The sequence below is a fragment of the Pseudomonas oleovorans subsp. oleovorans genome (genome assembly GCF_002197815.1).
Taxonomy (GTDB): domain Bacteria; phylum Pseudomonadota; class Gammaproteobacteria; order Pseudomonadales; family Pseudomonadaceae; genus Aquipseudomonas; species Aquipseudomonas oleovorans.
In genome coordinates this window covers 161,762-178,800 of sequence record NZ_NIUB01000001.1, presented here as the reverse complement: position 1 = coordinate 178,800, position 17,039 = coordinate 161,762, and the positions used below count along the sequence as shown (strand labels likewise).

Below are 17,039 nucleotides of genomic sequence, written 5' to 3'. Positions count from 1 at the left end.
CCCTCATGACGCAAGCCAACAACGCCGTGTACACCGACATCAGCGCCGCGCAACTGGTCGAAGAAGCCATTCGCCGTGGTGAAGGGGAACTGGCCGCCAACGGCGCGCTGGTCGTACGTACCGGTCATCGCACTGGCCGCTCGCCGGCTGATCGTTTCATCGTTCAGGAGCCGAGCACCGAGGCGCAGATCGCCTGGGGCGCCATCAACCGTCCGTTCCCGGCCGACAAGTTCGACGCCCTGTGGGATCGCGTCGCGGCGTTCAATAACGCCCAGGAGCACTTCGTCTCCCACGTTCACGTAGGTTCTGCCGAAGAGCACTACCTGCCGGTGAAGATGACCACCGCGACCGCCTGGCAGAACCTGTTCGGCCGTCAGTTGTTCATCAACCCGACCACCTACAACCAGGCTGGCAAGGCCGAGTGGCAGATCCTCAACGTTGCCAACTTCGAGTGCGTGCCTGAGCGTGACGGCACCAACTCCGATGGCTGCGTGATCATCAACTTCGCCGCCAGGAAAGTGCTGATCGCCGGCATGCGTTACGCCGGTGAAATGAAGAAAGCCATGTTCTCCGTGCAGAACTTCCTGCTGCCGGAAAAAGACGTGCTGCCGATGCACTGCGCCGCCAACATTGGCGAAGAAGGCGACGTCACCCTGTTCTTCGGCCTGTCCGGCACCGGCAAGACCACCCTGTCCGCCGACGAGTCGCGTTACCTGATCGGTGACGACGAGCACGGTTGGGGCGAAGGCGTGGTGTTCAACGTCGAAGGCGGTTGCTACGCCAAGTGCATCGACCTGTCCGAGAAGAACGAGCCGGTGATCTGGAAAGCCATCCAGTTCGGCACCGTGCTGGAAAACGTCGTGCTCGACGAAAACCGCGTGCCGGACTACGCCGACGACAGCTTGACCCAGAACAGCCGCGCGGCCTACCCGCTGGAGTACGTTGAGAAGCGCAGCGAGAAGAACCTGGGCGGCGAGCCGAATGCCGTGATCTTCCTGACCTGCGACCTGACCGGTGTACTGCCGCCGGTGTCGATCCTCAACAACGAGCAGGCGGCCTATCACTTCCTGTCCGGCTACACCGCGCTGGTCGGTTCCACCGAAATGGGTTCGGGCGGCGGCATCAAGTCGACCTTCTCCACCTGCTTCGGCGCACCGTTCTTCCCGCGTCCGGCCGGCGTTTACGCCGAGCTGCTGATCAAGCGCATCAACGCCTTCGGCTCCAAGGTCTACCTGGTCAACACCGGCTGGACTGGCGGTGGCTACGGTGTCGGTAAGCGTTTCAACATCCCGACTACCCGCGGCGTGATCGCGGCCATCCAGAGCGGTGCGCTGATCGGTGCCGAGACCGAGCACCTGCCGATCATCAACCTGGATGTGCCGAAGTCGGTGCCAGGCGTCGAGACCAACCTGCTCAACCCGCGCAACACCTGGGCAGACAAGAACGCCTACGACGAAGCCGCCAAGGGCCTGGCCAAGCTGTTCATCGACAACTTCCAGAAGTTCGACGTCAGCGAAGCAATCAAGAACGCCGGCCCGCAGCTGTAAGCGCCGGGCAGAGCAAAAGAAACCGCCTTCGGGCGGTTTCTTTTTTGGGACCACAGGTTAGAGCCGCCGTCGTAGGGCGGGTGAAACCCGCCGTGGTCAGAAGTGGCGGGTTTCACCCGCCCTACAATCTTCGCTAGGCTTGTAGCTCTTCAACGGAGAGCCGTAGGGCGGCTGCAACCGCCATGACCTTACGCTCTGACCTTCAAGCGGTCAAAGGAGTGACAGCGCATGTCCACCCTCAAACGCGTCTTCGGTTTCGATAAGCTGCGCCCCGGCCAGGAAACGGTGATCAGCGCCGTACTTGCCGGTCGCTCGGCGGCGGCGATCTTTCCCACCGGTTCGGGCAAGTCGTTGTGCTATCAGTTGTCGGCCTTGCATCTGCCACACCTGACCCTGGTGATTTCGCCGTTGCTGGCGTTGATGCAGGATCAGTTGGCGTTCCTGCATGCCCATGGCATCGCCGCGGCCAGCATCGATTCGGCGCAGAGCCGCGAGCAGGCCGCGGAGGTGATGAATCGCGCGCGCAGCGGTGAGCTGAAGATCCTGATGATCTCGGTGGAGCGCCTGAAGAACGAGCGCTTTCGCAATTTCATCGCCCAGGTGCCGATCTCCCTGTTGGTGGTCGACGAGGCACACTGCATTTCCGAGTGGGGCCACAACTTCCGCCCCGACTACCTCAAACTGCCCGATTACCAGCGTCAGTTTGGCATCGCTCAAGTGTTGTTGCTGACTGCCACGGCGACGCCCAAGGTGATTGCCGACATGCGCGAGAAATTCGCCATTGCCGAGGCGGACGTGGTCACCACCGGCTTCTACCGGCCCAACCTCAATCTGCTGGTCGAGCCGGTGCCCGGTGGCGCCAAGGCGCAGCGCCTGCAGCAATGGCTGGCGCCGCGGCGCGGCCAGGCGAGCATCGTTTACGTCACCCAGCAGAAGACCGCCGAGCAGGTCGCCGAGCGCCTGGCGCATGACGGTCTGGCGGTTAGCGCCTACCACGCCGGCATGGCGCATGAGGCACGCGAGTCGATCCAGCGGCGCTTCATGGCCGGCGAGCTGGAATGCATCGTCGCCACCATCGCCTTCGGCATGGGCATCGACAAACGCGATATCCGCAACGTGGTGCACTTCGACCTACCCAAGTCGGTGGAAAACTACAGCCAGGAGATCGGTCGCGCCGGTCGTGATGGTCAGGCTTCGGACTGCCTGGTGCTGGCCAGCCGCGATGGGCTCAGCGTGCTGGAGAACTTCGTCTATGGCGATACCCCGGAACTCGACGGGATTCGTGCCGTGCTCGACGATCTGCGTGCGGTCGGTACGGGCGGGCAATGGGAGCTGATGCTGGGCCAGTTGTCGGAGCTGAGCAATATCCGCGCGCTGCCGCTCAAGACCCTGCTGGTGCAGCTGGAGCTGCGCGGCATCATCGCGCCGCGCTATGCCTATTTCGCCGAGTACCGCTTCAAGCTGCTGCTGGAGGATGAGGCGCTGCTGGCGCAGTTCGAGGGCGAGCGGCGCCAGTTCGTCGAGGCCATTCTGGCCAGTTCGCGCCGCGCCCGCACCTGGAGCACCCTGGATTTCGACCTGCTGTATCGCGACCATGGCGCCGAGCGCGCGCGGGTGGTCAAGGCACTGGACTACTTCCAGGAAAAGGGCTGGCTGGAGCTGGAAAGCAAGCAGATGACCGAGGTCTACGCCGTGCTCGATGGCGACTTCGATGTGGCAGCCCTGGCCAACGATCTTCACGCGCACTTCCGCGCCCACGAGGCCAGCGAGATCGCCCGCATTCAGGCCATGCTCGGTTTGTTCGAGAGCCGCGAATGCCTGAGCCGGCGCCTTGCCTTGTACTTTGGTGACGAACAGGCGCCCGAGCGCTGCGGGCATTGTTCTGTGTGTCAGGGCCGCGTAGCCACTTTGCCGCAACCGCCCGAGCTGCCGTCATTGAATGGTCGCGATGCCCAGGCGCTGTGCGCAGCCTTCGTCGAGAAACACCTGCAATACGCTGGACACGCGCCGAGCCACGAGTGCCTGACGCGCTTTCTCTGTGGCGTGACCACGCCCTTGTTGACCAAGCTCAAGGCGCGTCAGTTAGCTGGCTTCGCTACGCTGGAGGATTACCCCTACGCCGAGGTGCGTGAGTGGTTGACGGGCCTGTAGGAGCGAGCTCTGCTCGCGAATATTGCTGCGGCAAAGGGCTTCGCGAGCAGAGCTCGCTCCTACAAAGGTAAGTCCCATAGCCAGTCCCATAGCCGGATGCAATCCGGGGAATACGGGTCGCTATGCCCCGGATTGCATCCTGGCTACCTGGCCAGCTTGTGTGCACCATCGGTGCTTGGGATTCGGTGCGCGCGGCGCACCCTACGGGTTAGCGCGTTGCCCTTCGGCCAGCGTCCAGTCCACCAGCTCGCGGGACAATCGATCGCCAGCCTGACCGAAGGCTTTCACTACTGCAGCAATCGACGTATCACTCGCCGGCTGACTGACGCTGAAGCGGCGGCTGGCGAGGATGTGCTGATCACGGGCATCGACCAGGCGTACGTCGAGCTGGATCAGCGCCTCGGGGCGGCCGTCACGATACTGGCTATGGAAACTGCGCAGGTCGCTGACCAGCTCCAGATCGGCCTGCAGGCGCTGCTCTTCGTTGCTCAGGGCCTGAACTCGACCGTCATCGTGAAAGGCGTCCAACAGGCGGCCACGCAGCAGCTGCGGCGTACGTTCGCTCCAGCGTACGCCCTGGTAGGTGTTGACCCGACCGGGCTCAGGCAGCACGACGATGCGCGTGCCGTCGAGCAGCTGGTTGCTGACCGGGCTGTTGACCCGCAACGACCAGTCGACGCGCTGGGTTTGTGTAGGCAGCGCGGCGCCTGGCAGCAGGTAGATATCCAATGGTTCGCTCTGCGGCAGGATCGAGCAGGCGCTGAGCAGACCAGCGGCCAGCAGCAGGGACAGGCGCTTCATGGTTGGAACTCCTTGATGCTGTCGTTGCGCAGCAGGTAGCCGGTGGGGTCCTGCTCCAGGCGGCGGGAGAAGCTGCGCAGTGCGCCGAGGGTATCGCGCAGTTCGCCAATCGCCGGGCCCAGCTCGCCCAGACCCTGCATGCCACTGTCCAGCGCACTGCGATTGCTTTCCAGCAACTGCTCGATGCTGCGGCTGCTGCGTTCCAGCGAGGCCATCAGACGCTCGGCATTGTCCAGCGCCTGACTGCCCTGGCCGTCGAGCAGACGGTTGGCGGTGCGCATCAGTTCGGCCGCCTCGCGGGTGGCGGCGCCGGCCTGTTGCAGGGCTTCGCTTAGCTCGCCGCGTTGCTCGGCCAGGCCGGCTGTGGCCTGCTCCAGATTCTCCAGGGTGCGCGAGACGCGCTCGGCATTCTCGCGCGAAAGCATGCGGTTGGCGCGGTTGAGCAGGCGGGTGATATTGACCACCAGGTCCTCGCCATTGGCCATCAGCCGGGACAGTGGCGAACGGTCGGCGATGATGATGCCTGGCTGGCCATCCTTGCCTTCCAGTGGCGGGCTTTCCGGGCTGCCGCCGTGCAGCTGGATTACCGCCAGGCCGGTGACGCCGGTGATCGCCAGGCGCGCGCGGGTGTCCTGCTTGATCGGGGTATGGCCGACGATGCGGATACGCGCGCGCACGGTGCGCGGATCGTTGGGATCGAGCCCCAGGCTGATCACGTCGCCGACCTTGATCCCGCTGTATTGCACCGCGCTGCCCTGTGACAGGCCAGTGACCGCTTCGTTGAAGATCACCTCGTAATCGGTGAAGGCGCGATCGGCACCGGCCTTGTTCAGCCACAGGGCGAACAGCAGCGCGGCGCCCACCGTGAGCACGGTGAACAGGCCGATCAGCACGTGATGGGCTCTGGGTTCCATTCATTGACTCCTTGCCGCGGTGGCGGCCTGCGCAGCCGCGCGTCCGCGCGGGCCGTGAAAATATTGCTGAATCCAGGCATCGTCGGTGGCAGCCACCACGTCCAGGCGGTCGGCCACCAGCACCTTTTTCTGTGCCAGCACCGCGACCCGGTCGCAGATGCTGTAGAGCGTGTCCAGGTCGTGAGTGACCAGAAATACACTCAGGCCCAGGCTGTCGCTGAGGGTGCGGATCAACTGGTCGAAGGCCGCCGCGCCAATCGGGTCGAGGCCGGCGGTGGGTTCGTCGAGAAACAGGATGTCCGGGTCCAGTGCCAGGGCGCGGGCCAGGGCGGCGCGCTTGACCATGCCGCCGGACAGCGAACTGGGGTATTTGTCGGCGGCATCCTGCGGCAGGCCGGCCAGGGCGATCTTGACCCTGGCCAGGCGTTCGGCTGCCGCGCGCGACAGGCCGGCGTGTTCGATCAGCGGCAGGGCGATGTTCTCGCTGACGGTCAGCGAGGAGAACAGCGCGCCGCGCTGGTAGAGCACGCCGAAACGCCGCTCCAGCTGCGAGCGCCGCTCGGCCGACAGGCTCAGCAGTTCCTCGCCGAACACCCGTACGGTGCCGGCATTGGGCTGGCGCAGGCCGACGATGCTGCGCAGCAGCACGGACTTGCCGGTGCCCGAGCCGCCTACCACGCCAAGTATTTCGCCGCGATATAGGTCGAAGTCCAGATGCTGATGCACCACCTGTGTGCCGAACTGGTTGCACAGGTCGCGTACCTCGATGATGGTCTCCTGGCTCACCAGCCCATCTCCATCAGGAACAACGCCGCCAGGGCGTCGAGTAGGATGACCACGAAGATCGACTGCACCACCGCCGAGGTGGTGTGCTCGCCCACCGATTGTGCGCTGCCGCTGACCTTGAAGCCTTCCAGACAGCCGATCAGGGCGATCAGGAAAGCGAAGATCGGTGCCTTGAGCAGGCCAACGAGGAAGTGCTGCAGCAGGTCGCTGTCCTGCAGGATCGACAGGTACATGGTCGGCGAGATGTCCAGGCTCAATGCACAGACCAGCGCGCCGCCGAGCATGCCGCTGAGCATGGCGATGAAGGTCAGGATCGGCAGGGCGATGAGCATCGCGAACACCCGCGGCAGCACCAGCAGCTCGACGGGGCTCAGACCGAGGGTGCGGATGGCGTCGATCTCCTCGTTGGCCTTCATCGAGCCGATCTGTGCGGTGAAGGCGCTGGCGGTGCGCCCAGCCATGAGAATCGCGGTGAGCAGCACGCCGAACTCGCGCAGGAAGGAGAACGCCACCAGGTTCACCGTGTAGATGGTGGCACCGAAGTCGGCGAGGATGGTGGCGCCGAGAAAGGCGACCACGGCGCCCACCAGAAAGGTCAACAGGGCGATGATGGGCACGGCGTTGAGGCCGCACTGTTCCAGATGGGCGGTCAGCGAGGTCAGGCGCCAGCGCGCCGGGCGCAGCAGGATCGTCAGCATGCTGCTCAGGGTCAGGCCCATGAAGCCGAGCAGTTCCCGGCCTTGGCACCAGGTGCTTTCCACCGCCTCGCCGATATGTCCGAGCACTTCGCGCAGTGCCGAAGGTGTGGCGTGTTCCTGTACCTGCTGAGTGCCCGCCATGGTGTCTGCCACTGCCAGCAGCAAGGCGCGGCGCTCGGCGCTCAGGCTGTCCTGTTGCGCCAGTTGGCGCAGGCGCTCACAACCCAGCAGTTCCACCAGCAGCGCAGCGCCGGCGGTATCCAGTGCGGCCAGTTCGTCGAGGTCGATGTTTTCCCGGCCGTGCAGGCGTTCGCGCAGGGCCAGGACCTGAGGTTCGAGTCGGCTGTAATGGGCCAGCGTCCAGTCGCCACCGATGCGCAGGCCGCTGGCGGCGTCCGTGCTGCTGGTCTGGAGCGGGATCAGGTATGGCGTGGTCATGGCGACAGCTTAGCGCAGCCAGGGGCTGCCAGGCCAGTCGCGCTGTTCAGACTGTGTCGGCGGCACGGCGCATAAGCTGCTAGGTCACCCCAACGTTCGGATGACGAGCGCATGGGCTAGGGTCTGTTGCCGTTTCGCGCACGGCTTGCGTCGAAATGCCAACAGACCCCAGGCATCCGTCAGTGACGGCGCCAGTGCTTGTGGTGCTTCTTGTGTTTCTTGCCATGGTAGTGGCGGTGATGCTTGCCGCGACGGTCATCGTCATAGCTGGCATTGCCCATGTAGTTGCCCAGTGCGCCACCGGCGCCGCCACCGACTGCCGCACCGACCACGCCGCCGGTGTTGCCACCAACCTGCTGCCCGACGACGTTGCCACCGGCTGCGCCCAGCGCGCCGCCAATGGCGGCTTCAGTACGGCTGCGGCGATCCGCGCCGACCATGCTGCCGGCAGCGCCACCGAGACCGGCACCGACCGCAGCGCCAGTGTTGCCACCGACCTGCTGACCAACCATCGCACCCACTGCGCCACCTAGTGCGCCGCCCAGGCCGGCCTCGGTATTGCCGGCAAAGGCAAAACCGCCGCTAGTCAGGCCAAGGGAAAGAAGAGTTGCAGAGACTTCATGGACACCTCGATAACAGAAACCGCCAGATGGCGAGCGTTATGCCATTGACCAGCGATTTCTGTACGAGGTTCCTGGCCGCCGGTCAGCTGGTTGCGCTGCTGCCCAGCAGATTGCCGCCGCTGGCAGCCTGCAGGCGGATGGCGACGAACTTGCTGGTCGGTGTGCTGCTGCCGACGCCGGCGCTTTCCAGCGGCACCAGCGGATTGGCTTCGGGGAAGTAAGCAGCGGCCTGGCCGGCCGGGATATCGAAAGCGAGCAGGGTGAAACTGCTCACCCGGCGTTCGATGCCATCGTTCCACAACGAGCGGATGTCCACCTTCTGACCGGGCTTGAAGCCCAGGCGCAGGATGTCCGCCTCGTTGGCGAAGAGCACATCGCGCTGCCCGCGCACGCCGCGATAACGGTCGTCGAGGCCGTACACCGTGGTGTTGTACTGATCGTGCGAGCGCAGGGTCTGCAGGATCAGATCCGGCGTCTCACCGCTTTCGCGCACCTGCGGGGGCAGCAGGTCGTCGAGCAGCGCATTGGCCTTGAAATTGGCCTTGCCGGATGCCGTTTTCCACTGGCGCGCGCCGGCCGAGTTGCCGAGGTAGAAGCCGCCGGGGTGAGCGACACGCTGGTTGAAATCCTGGAAGCCGGGGATGGTGTCGGCGATCAGCTCGCGGATGCGGTCGTAATCGGCGATCAGCGCGCCCCAGTCCACCGGGTGGTTGCCCAGAGTGGCCTTGGCGATCCCGGCGACGATGGCCGGCTCCGAACGCATCTCGCTGCCGGAGAGCGGTTCGAGCTGACCGTAGGAGGCGTGGATCATGCTAAACGAATCTTCCACCGTCACCGCCTGCGGGCCGCTGGCCTGCAGGTCGATATCGGTACGGCCGAGGCACGGCAGGATCAGCGCGTCGCGGCCGACGGTGAGGTGACTGCGATTGAGCTTGGTGCTGATCTGCACGGTGAGCTCGCAGCTCTGCAGCGCCTTGTGCGTACGCGGGCTGTCCGGCGTGGCCTGGGCGAAGTTGCCGCCGAGGCCGATGAATACCTTGGCCTGGCCGTCGATCATGGCGTTGATCGCCTCGACCGTGTTGTGGCCATTCTCGCGCGGCACCTTGAACTGGAAGCGTTTTTCCAGGGCATCGAGCAGCGTCACCGGCGGACGGTCGTTGATGCCCATGGTGCGGTCGCCCTGTACGTTGCTGTGACCGCGCACCGGGCACAGGCCGGCGCCGGGGCGGCCGAGGTTGCCGCGCAGCAGTTGCAGGTTGACGATTTCCTGGATGGTGGCCACCGAGTGGTGGTGCTGGGTGATGCCCATGGCCCAGCAGATGATCACTCGCTCGGCGCGGCGGTACATGCGCGCAGCCTGTTCGATTTCCTGCAGGCTGAGGCCGGACTGAGCCTGCAGCGCCTCCCAGCTGCAGTCGTCGAGCAGCTTCAGGTAGGCCTCGACACCATCGGTGTGCTCGGCGATGAAGGCATGGTCGAACACCGCTGCTTCACCCTTGGCCTGCGCCTCGCGCTCCCACTGCAGGAGGAACTTGGCGATGCCGCGCATGGCGGCCATGTCGCCGCCCAGGGCCGGACGGAAGAACGCGGTGTTCAGCGGCTCGGAGCCGTTGGTGAGCATCTCCAGCGCGTGTTGCGGATGCTGGAAGCGCTCCAGGCCACGCTCCTTCAGTGGGTTGAAGCAGACCACCTGGGCGCCGCGTTTGACCGCCTCGCGCAGCGGTTCGAGCATGCGCGGGTGGTTGGTGCCGGGGTTCTGGCCGAGGACGAAAATGGCGTCGGCATGCTCGAAATCGTTGAAAGTCACGCTGCCCTTGCCGATGCCCACGCTTTGGCCGAGGGCGACGCCGCTGGCCTCGTGGCACATATTCGAGCAGTCGGGGAAGTTGTTGGTGCCATAGGCGCGCACGAACAACTGGTAGAGGTATGCCGCCTCGTTGCTGGCCCGGCCGGAGGTGTAGAACTCGGCGTGATCCGGACTCGGCAGCGCCTTCAGATGCCTGGCAATCAGGGCGAAGGCTTCGGCCCAGGTGGTCTTCGTGTAGCGATCGGTGCTGGCGTCATAGCGCATTGGGTGGGTCAGGCGGCCCTGGTATTCGAGCCAGTAGTCGCTCTGCTCGCGCAGTTGGCTGACCGTGTAGCGGGCAAAAAAGGCCGGGTCCACGCGGCGTTTGGTGGCTTCCCAGTTGACCGCCTTGGCGCCGTTCTCGCAGAACTTGATGTGACCGTCCTCGGGCGAATCGCCCCAGGCGCAGCCGGGGCAGTCGAAGCCGCCGTTCTGGTTGGTCTTGAGCAGCGCGCGCAGGTTCTTGAACGGCTGCTTGCTGTCCAGCCAGAAGCGGGTCACGGCGTTCAGTGCACCCCAGCCAGCGGCTGGGCCTTTGTAGGGCTTATAGCGAGGATTGACGGGTTGCAGGCTCATGGTCGTTCTTCTTCGTCAGGCGCGGGGCTGTAGACCCGCGGCGTGCTGTGATGGGGCAGGTGGATCAGGTTGAGGCGGTGGCGCCGCGCCCACTCCACGGTCAGGGCGGTAGGGGCGGACAGGCTCACCAGGGTGCCGATGCCGGCACGTACTGCCTTGTGCAGCAGTTCCAGGCTGCAGCGACTGGTGACCAGGGCGAAGCCACCGTGAGTGTCGATACGTTCGCGGGCGATGGCGCCGATCAGCTTGTCCAGGGCGTTATGGCGACCGATGTCTTCACGGCACAGACGAATCTCACCGCTGGCATCGATGAACAGGGCGGCATGCAGCGCGCCGCTGTGGCGTGCCAGTTGTTGTTGCTCACCGATGCGCTCGCGCAGTCCGGTGAGATGTTCAAGTGGCGGTAATGCTGCGCCGGGTAGGGCGGTCAGGGCCGGTAGCGCCTGTTCCAGTGCATCCACACCGCACAGGCCACAACCACTGGTGCCAGCCATTTGCCGGCGTTGCTGCTTGAGCGCCCAGAAGGCACGGCTGCTGACCTGCAAGCGGGCTTCGCGGCTGTCACCGAGGCCGCGCAACTGGATGTCATAGATGTCGTCGATTGACTTGATCAGGTCGTTGCCAAAACTGAAGCCGACGGCAAAATCTTCCAGGTGATGGGGCGAAACCATCATCACCGCCTGGTTCAGGTCGTTGTAGCTGATCGCCAGGGCACATTCTTCGGCCAGTGCAGCGTGCTGCGCGCGACCGTCACCGAGTTCGGCGTAGGTATAGGCACTGGCAATGTGCGGCTGGGCGGCTGGCTTGGCCATCGAGGCGCGCTCTGTGACAGATTGACACAGCTAAGCCTAGGCCCATGGGCGGGGAGCGTCTAATCGTTGGCTTTGATGTGTTGATCGAGCAAATCTATCAAGCGTTCGCCAGCCACTCTCGTGCCTCTTCGAAACAGGCTTGCGCGAGCGGTGAGGCAGGGGCGCCGCGGCGCATGATCAGGCCCTGAGGTGCCAGGGTATGAGCGTCCTCGATGGGTAGCAGGCGCAGATGACCGTCGGTCGGTGCACCGTCGGCCGGTAATGGCATGACGCTGCAGCACAGCCCGGCGCTGACCGCTTGAGTCAGGTGGTGCACGGCATCGGCCTCCAGGCGTACCTGCGGGCTCAGGCCGCGAGCACGGAAGCTGTGATCGATGGACAGGCGAAAGTGCATGCCGGTCGAGAGCAGGCCCAGGGGCAGGTTGGCCAACTGTTCCCAGCGCAGGCTGCTGCTGACGAAGTGGAAATGCCGCTGATCGTAGAGCAGGCCCATGCGTGCTTCGGCCAGCTCCAGGCTGGCGAAATGCTCGCGGTCGAGTCGGTCGAGATAGGACAGACCAAGGTCGAGCTGATTACGTACCAGCCCCTCCAGAATCTGATCGCTGCTCAGCGCATGCAGCTGAAAGCGCAGCCCCGGGTGACGCTCGGCGAACAGACTGATCAGGCGCATCGGGTCGAAACTGGCCAGCGGCACCACGCCCAGGCGCAGGGTGCCCACCAGGTGCCCACGACAGGCTGCAGCTTCGGCGAGCAGGCCATCCTGTGCGGCCAGCACACTGCGTGCCCAGGCCAGGATACGCTCACCTTCGGCGCTGAAGCCCTCGAAACGCTGGCCGCGACGGACCAGCTCCAGACCCAGCTCGTCTTCCAGTTGGCGCAAGCGCATGGACAGCGTCGGCTGGGTCACGTGGCAGCGCGCAGCGGCCTGACCGAAGTGGCGGGTCTCGTCGAGGGCGACGAGGAATTTCAGCTGCTTTATATCCATGGGGGCTCCTGGTTTGCCCGGATTCTAATGCGCGAACGCTAATCAGGGGTGTTTCCTGAACTAGACTTTGGTCTCCGGGCGCTTTGCCCGGTCATTCGCAAGGAACGAGAGGAATTGCCATGAGTCTGTTTGCCTTTGTCAAAGACGCCGGGGTCAAACTCTGGGAGTCACTGGTGGGTCAGGAGGCGCAGGCCGCCGAATCGCTCAAGGAGCATGTTGCCAAGGTTGGCCTGGGCAACCCCAACATCGAGGTCAGCGTCGAGGGCGACAAGGTCATCGCTCGCGGCGAAGTGGCCAGCCAGGAAGAGAAGGAAAAGATTCTCCTGGCGCTGGGCAACGTGGCCGGTGTCGGTGAGGTCGATGATCAGATCAGCGTGACCATGCCCGCGCCCGAAGCGCGCTTCGTCACGGTCAAGAAGGGCGACACGCTGAGTGCGATTGCCAAGGCCGAGTACGGCAATGCCAACGCCTACATGAAGATATTCGAGGCCAACAAGCCGATGCTCAGTCACCCGGACAAGATTTATCCGGGGCAGGTATTGCGGATTCCTGACTAAACCCGCGCTCAGGTGCGGCGGGGGCTTGGCCTTGGCGGCGATCGGCATCATTCACGATCGCCGGCAAGCCGGCTCCTACAGTGAGGGCGTCGCAGGCAGTCCGTGCACCAACTCCCGGTAGTCCCCCACTGCGGCGAACTCCTCGGTATCTTTAGGCCCGGCCTGGCTGTCTGGTTGGCGCACGGCGAGCAGATGGGCGACGCCAAAGCGTCCGGCGCTACGCAGGATCGGCAGGCTGTCGTCGATGAACAGGGCCCTCGCAGGGTCGAAGTCGACATCCTGGCGCAGGGCGAACCAGAACTGCTGATCCTCCTTGGGGAAACCGTAGTCGTGGGAGCTGATCAGGCGTTCGAACCAGGGTGCCAGCTCGACGCGTTCCAGTTTCAGTGACAGTGAGTCGCGGTGCGCGTTGGTGATCAGCACCACGCGCTTGCCAGCTTCGCGCAGGGCGCGCAGAAACAGTTCTGCATCGGTGCGCAGGGCGATCAGGTGCGCGACCTCGCGCTTGAGCTCGCGGATCGACAGCCGCAGCTCGCGGCTCCAGAAGTCGGTGCAGTACCAGTTCAGCGTACCGGCATGCTCGCGAAACAGCGGTAGCAGTTCGGCCTGGGCCAGCGCCAGGCTGACGCCATGGTGCTCGGCGTAGCGCTGCGGCAGGTGGGTGAGCCAGAAGTGGTTGTCGAAGTGCAGGTCGAGCAACGTGCCGTCCATGTCCAGCAGGACGGTGTCGATCTGGTGCCAGGGCAGTGGGGGCATGCGTGGGTCTCGGTTGTGGCGATGGTTTCGCCTTGATGCAATCTCGCTCAGGGATAATGCGAAAAGCCGCTGTATGATAACCCGCTCGGTCCCGCCAAGGAGTTGCCTCATGCGCCAAAAACCCACGGTCCTCGCCCGCGAAATCGTCGCCAGCAGCCGCCTGTTTCGTGTCGAGCAAGTGCAGTTGCGCTTCTCCAATGGCGCTGAGCGCACCTATGAGCGACTGGTCGGCAAGGGTTCCGGCCATGGTGCGGTGATGGTGGTGGCGATGCTCGACGCCGAGCACGCGGTGCTGATCGAGGAGTACTGCGGCGGCACCGATGACTATCAGTTGTCGCTGCCCAAGGGGTTGATCGAGCCGGGTGAGGACGTGCTGGTCGCGGCCAATCGCGAACTCAAGGAGGAGGCCGGCTTTGGTGCGCATGAGCTGGAGTACATCACCGCACTGAGCCTGTCGCCCGGTTACATGAGCCAGAAGATTCAGGTGGTGCTGGCGCGCAATCTGTATGAAGAGCGCCTGCCGGGTGATGAGCCCGAGCCGATGCGGGTCGACCGCATCAGCCTGCGCGAGCTGTCCAGCCTGGCCAAGCACGAACAGTTCAGTGAAGGCCGCGCACTGGCGGCGCTGTACCTGGTGCGCGACCTGCTGACTCAGCGCGGGGAGTACCGTCCATGAGCCATCCCTACATCCCCAAGGTAATCGACCTGGTTCGTGCCGCCGGCGCGGCGACCCTGCCGTACTGGCGCAGCGATGTGGCGGTGACGGAGAAGGCCGATGCCTCGCCGGTGACCGCCGCCGACCTGGCCGCGCACCATATCCTGCTCGATGGCCTGCAGGCGCTGGCGCCGGAGGTGCCGGTGCTGTCGGAGGAGGCCGCCGACATTCCGCTGGCTGAGCGCGCCGCCTGGACGCGTTGGTGGCTGGTCGATCCGCTCGATGGCACCAAGGAATTCATCGCCGGCTCCGAAGAGTTCACGGTCAATGTCGCGTTGATCGAACAGGGACGAGTGGTCTTCGGTGTGGTGGGTATTCCCGCCAATGGCCGCTGCTATTACGGCGGCGCTGGTCTGGGCGCCTGGTGTGGCGACGTGCCGGGCAAGGAGTATTCGATCAGCGTGCGCCTGGCGCCTGCGCAGGGTTTCACCCTGGTAGCCAGCAAACGTCACTCCAGCGCCGCGCAGGAAACTCTGCTGGTGGGGCTTTCCGCGCGTTTCGGCGAGCCGGCGCTGGCCAATATCGGCAGTTCGCTGAAGTTCTGTCTGCTGGCCGAAGGCAATGCCGACTGCTACCCGCGTCTGGCGCCTACCTCGCAGTGGGACACCGCCGCGGCACAGGGCGTGCTGGAAGGGGCGGGTGGCGAAGTGCTGAATCTGGCCGGCGAAGTGCTGACCTACGAGGCGCGCGAATCCTTTCTCAACCCCTCGTTTCTGGCCTTGCCGGCCGCCGCCGAGTGGCGTGGCGAGCTGATCGAGCTGGCGCGTAGTCTGTAGCCTTGACACTTTACCTGTAGGAGCGAGCTCTGCTCGCGAACCCTGGTGACCCAGAAGCTTCGCGAGCAGAGCTCGCTCCTACGGTTTGTGCGTCGTTGCTGCTTCGCTCAATCGAGCATATCGCTGTAACGCGTGTCCTTCCTGAACACCAGTGGCTGGTCGAAGCCCGGCACCTTCACTTCTTCGGTGGTGATGGAGATCGCCTGGTCGTCGATCATGTCGTTGCCGAAGTTGTAGATGATGTCCAGCTTGCCCTGCAGGGCAAGCTGATCGTACGCGGCAGCGGCGGCACGGGTGCTCTCGCGGCGCGCCAGGTAGGCGTCGAAGGCGACCTGGCCATGACGCTTGCGCAGCATGCGCTCGGCAACGTGTGGGGCCAGCACCAGGGCGCTGGCATTGTTGCCGCCAAAGCCCTTGGAGTTGATGAAGGCCACGTCCAGCGCCTGGTCACCCACTTTGCGATCGATGGTGGACAGGCTCAGGTGATCCTGGTGCACGTCAGCGGCGACGGCGTCGATGGTCTTCAGTCCTGGCACGATGCCGTACCTGAAGGCGCCGAGCGCAGCGATCACCTGGTCGCCGCTGGCGGTGGCCAGGGAGTGGCCGACGAAGGCCTTCACTGCGGTGACCGGCCATTGCTCGATGCCGAAGGCCGCCGCGACGCGGTCGAGGATTTCCGACTCGGTGACGCGGTTGGCCGGTGTGCTGGAGCCATGGGCGTGGACGAAGCTGCGGTTGCGCACGGCGTCCAGACCGAGCAGTTGCACGGCGCTGGCCACGGCCTTGGCCACGGTCAGGTAGTTGCCCGGGCCGGGGGCGGAAATGGATTTCTTGAAGCCATCGGCGTTGATGAACACGTCCGGCACCGCGCCGTGGATGTCGGCGCCCAGCTCCAGGGCCAGTTCGTCGTCCATCAGCACCACGAACTGGCAGGCTTCGGCCAGGGTGAAGCCGCAGTTGTCGCCGAACGGGCGGCTGGCGCGGCGGAAGTCCACGTCGCTCTTGCCCTCGATCTGACGCAGGCCTTCTTCGGTGGCCAACGCACCCATAGCGCCGTAACCCTCGATGCATTCCTGGTTGATCGGTGCCTCGCTGCTGCCGACGATCACCACGCGTGCCTTGCCGCTGGCGATCTGCTCGATGCCCTTCTGCAGGTTGTAGAGGAAGGTGGCGCAGGCACCGGTGATGCTGCCGGTGGTGCCGACGCTGCCGAGCACGTAGGCGTTGATGAAGTCCGCCGGCATGGTATTGAGGCCCAGGGCCAGCTGCTTGGCGGTAACGCGACCGCCTTTCAGGCGCGACTGCATCATGCCGCCGAAGCCGTTCTCGTCGAGCTGGCTCATGATGCAGCTGGCAAACACGGCGATCTCGTCCGGGGCGACATGCTGGACGATGCGCTGCCAGTCGATGCCCACCGAGCGCAGCGCGTCAGTGACGCCGACCACGGTCATGGCCAGGCCGCGCGGATGGAAACGCGCGTTGTACAGCTCGCTCGGCTCGAACCCGGTGGGCAACTGGCCGGCGGACTTCACCGCCAGTGGGCGGTAGCTGTCGACCTTGAATTCGCAGCTGTCGTGCAGGGTGACGCGCACTTCATTGCCGTCGAGCTCTTCTACGGACCAGTTGGCCGGCAGTGGCTCGGGCAGTTGCTTGCGCTGGGTGATGAAGCTCAGGTTGGCACCATTGGCGGGAGCGACGTCGATGCTCTTCTGCCAGTGGGCGGCGTCCGGGTCGAGATGCTGTTTCTCGATGCGGCGCACCAGGGTGCCGGCCAGAATCTGCTTGGCGTAGCGGCTTTCGATCTCGGCGAGGCTCAGTGCTTGGCCGTCCTGATCCTGATACTTGCCATCGACCACGCGTACCAGCTTCATCATCTGCGCCAGCCCGGCCAGGGTTTCCTGGCGCGCCTGGGGTTCCAGCGACTCCTGCACGGTACGGCGAAAACCATGGTGGAAGGAGCTGCGCCCGGCTGCGTTGTAACCCCCAAAACCCACGATCACAGGTAAGCGCGACATAACTCAAAAGCTCCTGAACAAGGCCAGCGCGACGCCAGGCCGG

15 protein-coding genes are annotated in these 17,039 nt (G+C 64.7%); 5 read left to right on the top strand and 10 right to left on the bottom strand.

Features of this window, described 5'->3' with window-relative positions; translation table 11 throughout:
• The first annotated feature begins 5 nt into the window (after nt 1-5).
• Both PSOLE_RS00800 and PSOLE_RS00795 read left to right on the top strand, forming a co-directional pair.
• Nucleotides 6-1,547: a phosphoenolpyruvate carboxykinase gene (locus PSOLE_RS00800; RefSeq protein ID WP_074855176.1), complete on the top strand. Its 1,542-nt coding sequence runs from the start codon at nt 6-8 to the stop codon at nt 1,545-1,547.
• Nucleotides 1,548-1,775: 228 nt separating this feature from the next.
• Nucleotides 1,776-3,698 (top strand): RecQ family ATP-dependent DNA helicase, encoded by a 1,923-nt coding sequence (locus PSOLE_RS00795; protein ID WP_074855177.1) that lies wholly within the window; start codon nt 1,776-1,778, stop codon nt 3,696-3,698.
• 201 nt (nt 3,699-3,899) lie between these two features.
• Here the strand turns inward: PSOLE_RS00795 and PSOLE_RS00790 are convergent, their stop codons facing one another.
• The 8 genes from PSOLE_RS00790 to PSOLE_RS00755 form a co-directional block, all read right to left on the bottom strand.
• On the bottom strand, nt 3,900-4,499 hold the full coding sequence (locus PSOLE_RS00790; protein WP_074855178.1) for an ABC-type transport auxiliary lipoprotein family protein: 600 nt from the start codon (nt 4,497-4,499) through the stop codon (nt 3,900-3,902).
• Nucleotides 4,496-5,413, bottom strand: a complete 918-nt coding sequence (locus tag PSOLE_RS00785; RefSeq protein WP_074855179.1) for an MlaD family protein — start codon at nt 5,411-5,413, stop codon at nt 4,496-4,498. The genes PSOLE_RS00790 and PSOLE_RS00785 overlap by 4 nt, the downstream gene beginning before the upstream one ends.
• Nucleotides 5,414-6,199 carry an ABC transporter ATP-binding protein gene (locus PSOLE_RS00780; RefSeq protein ID WP_074855180.1) on the bottom strand — a complete coding sequence of 262 codons (786 nt, stop codon included), beginning with the start codon at nt 6,197-6,199 and terminating at the stop codon, nt 5,414-5,416.
• Nucleotides 6,196-7,335 carry an MlaE family ABC transporter permease gene (locus PSOLE_RS00775; RefSeq protein WP_074855181.1) on the bottom strand — a complete coding sequence of 380 codons (1,140 nt, stop codon included), beginning with the start codon at nt 7,333-7,335 and terminating at the stop codon, nt 6,196-6,198. Before PSOLE_RS00775 ends, PSOLE_RS00780 begins: the two co-directional genes overlap by 4 nt.
• A gap of 179 nt (nt 7,336-7,514) precedes the next feature.
• Nucleotides 7,515-7,925, bottom strand: a complete 411-nt coding sequence (locus PSOLE_RS00770; protein ID WP_055984511.1) for a YMGG-like glycine zipper-containing protein — start codon at nt 7,923-7,925, stop codon at nt 7,515-7,517.
• A gap of 115 nt (nt 7,926-8,040) precedes the next feature.
• Complete coding sequence (locus tag PSOLE_RS00765) at nt 8,041-10,380, bottom strand: FdhF/YdeP family oxidoreductase (RefSeq protein ID WP_003458760.1); 2,340 nt, start codon at nt 10,378-10,380, stop codon at nt 8,041-8,043.
• Complete coding sequence (fdhD, locus tag PSOLE_RS00760; RefSeq protein ID WP_003458763.1) at nt 10,377-11,192, bottom strand: formate dehydrogenase accessory sulfurtransferase FdhD; 816 nt, start codon at nt 11,190-11,192, stop codon at nt 10,377-10,379. The genes PSOLE_RS00765 and fdhD overlap by 4 nt, the downstream gene beginning before the upstream one ends.
• Before the next feature lie 97 nt (nt 11,193-11,289).
• The gene (locus PSOLE_RS00755; protein ID WP_074855182.1) at nt 11,290-12,177 is read right to left on the bottom strand and encodes a LysR family transcriptional regulator; all 888 of its coding nucleotides are present in this window, start codon (nt 12,175-12,177) and stop codon (nt 11,290-11,292) included.
• Between the two features lie 119 nt (nt 12,178-12,296).
• Between PSOLE_RS00755 and lysM the strand changes: the two genes are divergently transcribed.
• Complete coding sequence (gene lysM, locus PSOLE_RS00750) at nt 12,297-12,734, top strand: peptidoglycan-binding protein LysM (protein WP_003458766.1); 438 nt, start codon at nt 12,297-12,299, stop codon at nt 12,732-12,734.
• A gap of 75 nt (nt 12,735-12,809) precedes the next feature.
• Here lysM and yrfG read toward each other — a convergent pair whose 3' ends face one another.
• Complete coding sequence (gene yrfG / locus PSOLE_RS00745) at nt 12,810-13,490, bottom strand: GMP/IMP nucleotidase (RefSeq protein ID WP_039964261.1); 681 nt, start codon at nt 13,488-13,490, stop codon at nt 12,810-12,812.
• Between the two features lie 109 nt (nt 13,491-13,599).
• On the opposite strand from yrfG, the gene nudE reads away from it, so the two are divergent.
• Together nudE and cysQ are read left to right on the top strand one after the other, a co-directional pair.
• Nucleotides 13,600-14,166: an ADP compounds hydrolase NudE gene (gene nudE / locus PSOLE_RS00740; RefSeq protein ID WP_074855183.1), complete on the top strand. Its 567-nt coding sequence runs from the start codon at nt 13,600-13,602 to the stop codon at nt 14,164-14,166.
• Nucleotides 14,163-14,981 (top strand): 3'(2'),5'-bisphosphate nucleotidase CysQ, encoded by an 819-nt coding sequence (cysQ, locus tag PSOLE_RS00735; protein ID WP_074855184.1) that lies wholly within the window; start codon nt 14,163-14,165, stop codon nt 14,979-14,981. The genes nudE and cysQ overlap by 4 nt, the downstream gene beginning before the upstream one ends.
• A 107-nt stretch (nt 14,982-15,088) precedes the next feature.
• On the opposite strand, the gene PSOLE_RS00730 is transcribed toward cysQ, so the two are convergent.
• Nucleotides 15,089-16,996, bottom strand: coding sequence for a beta-ketoacyl synthase (locus PSOLE_RS00730; RefSeq protein WP_074855185.1), 1,908 nt, complete (start codon nt 16,994-16,996; stop codon nt 15,089-15,091).
• Nucleotides 16,997-17,039: the final 43 nt, after the last annotated feature.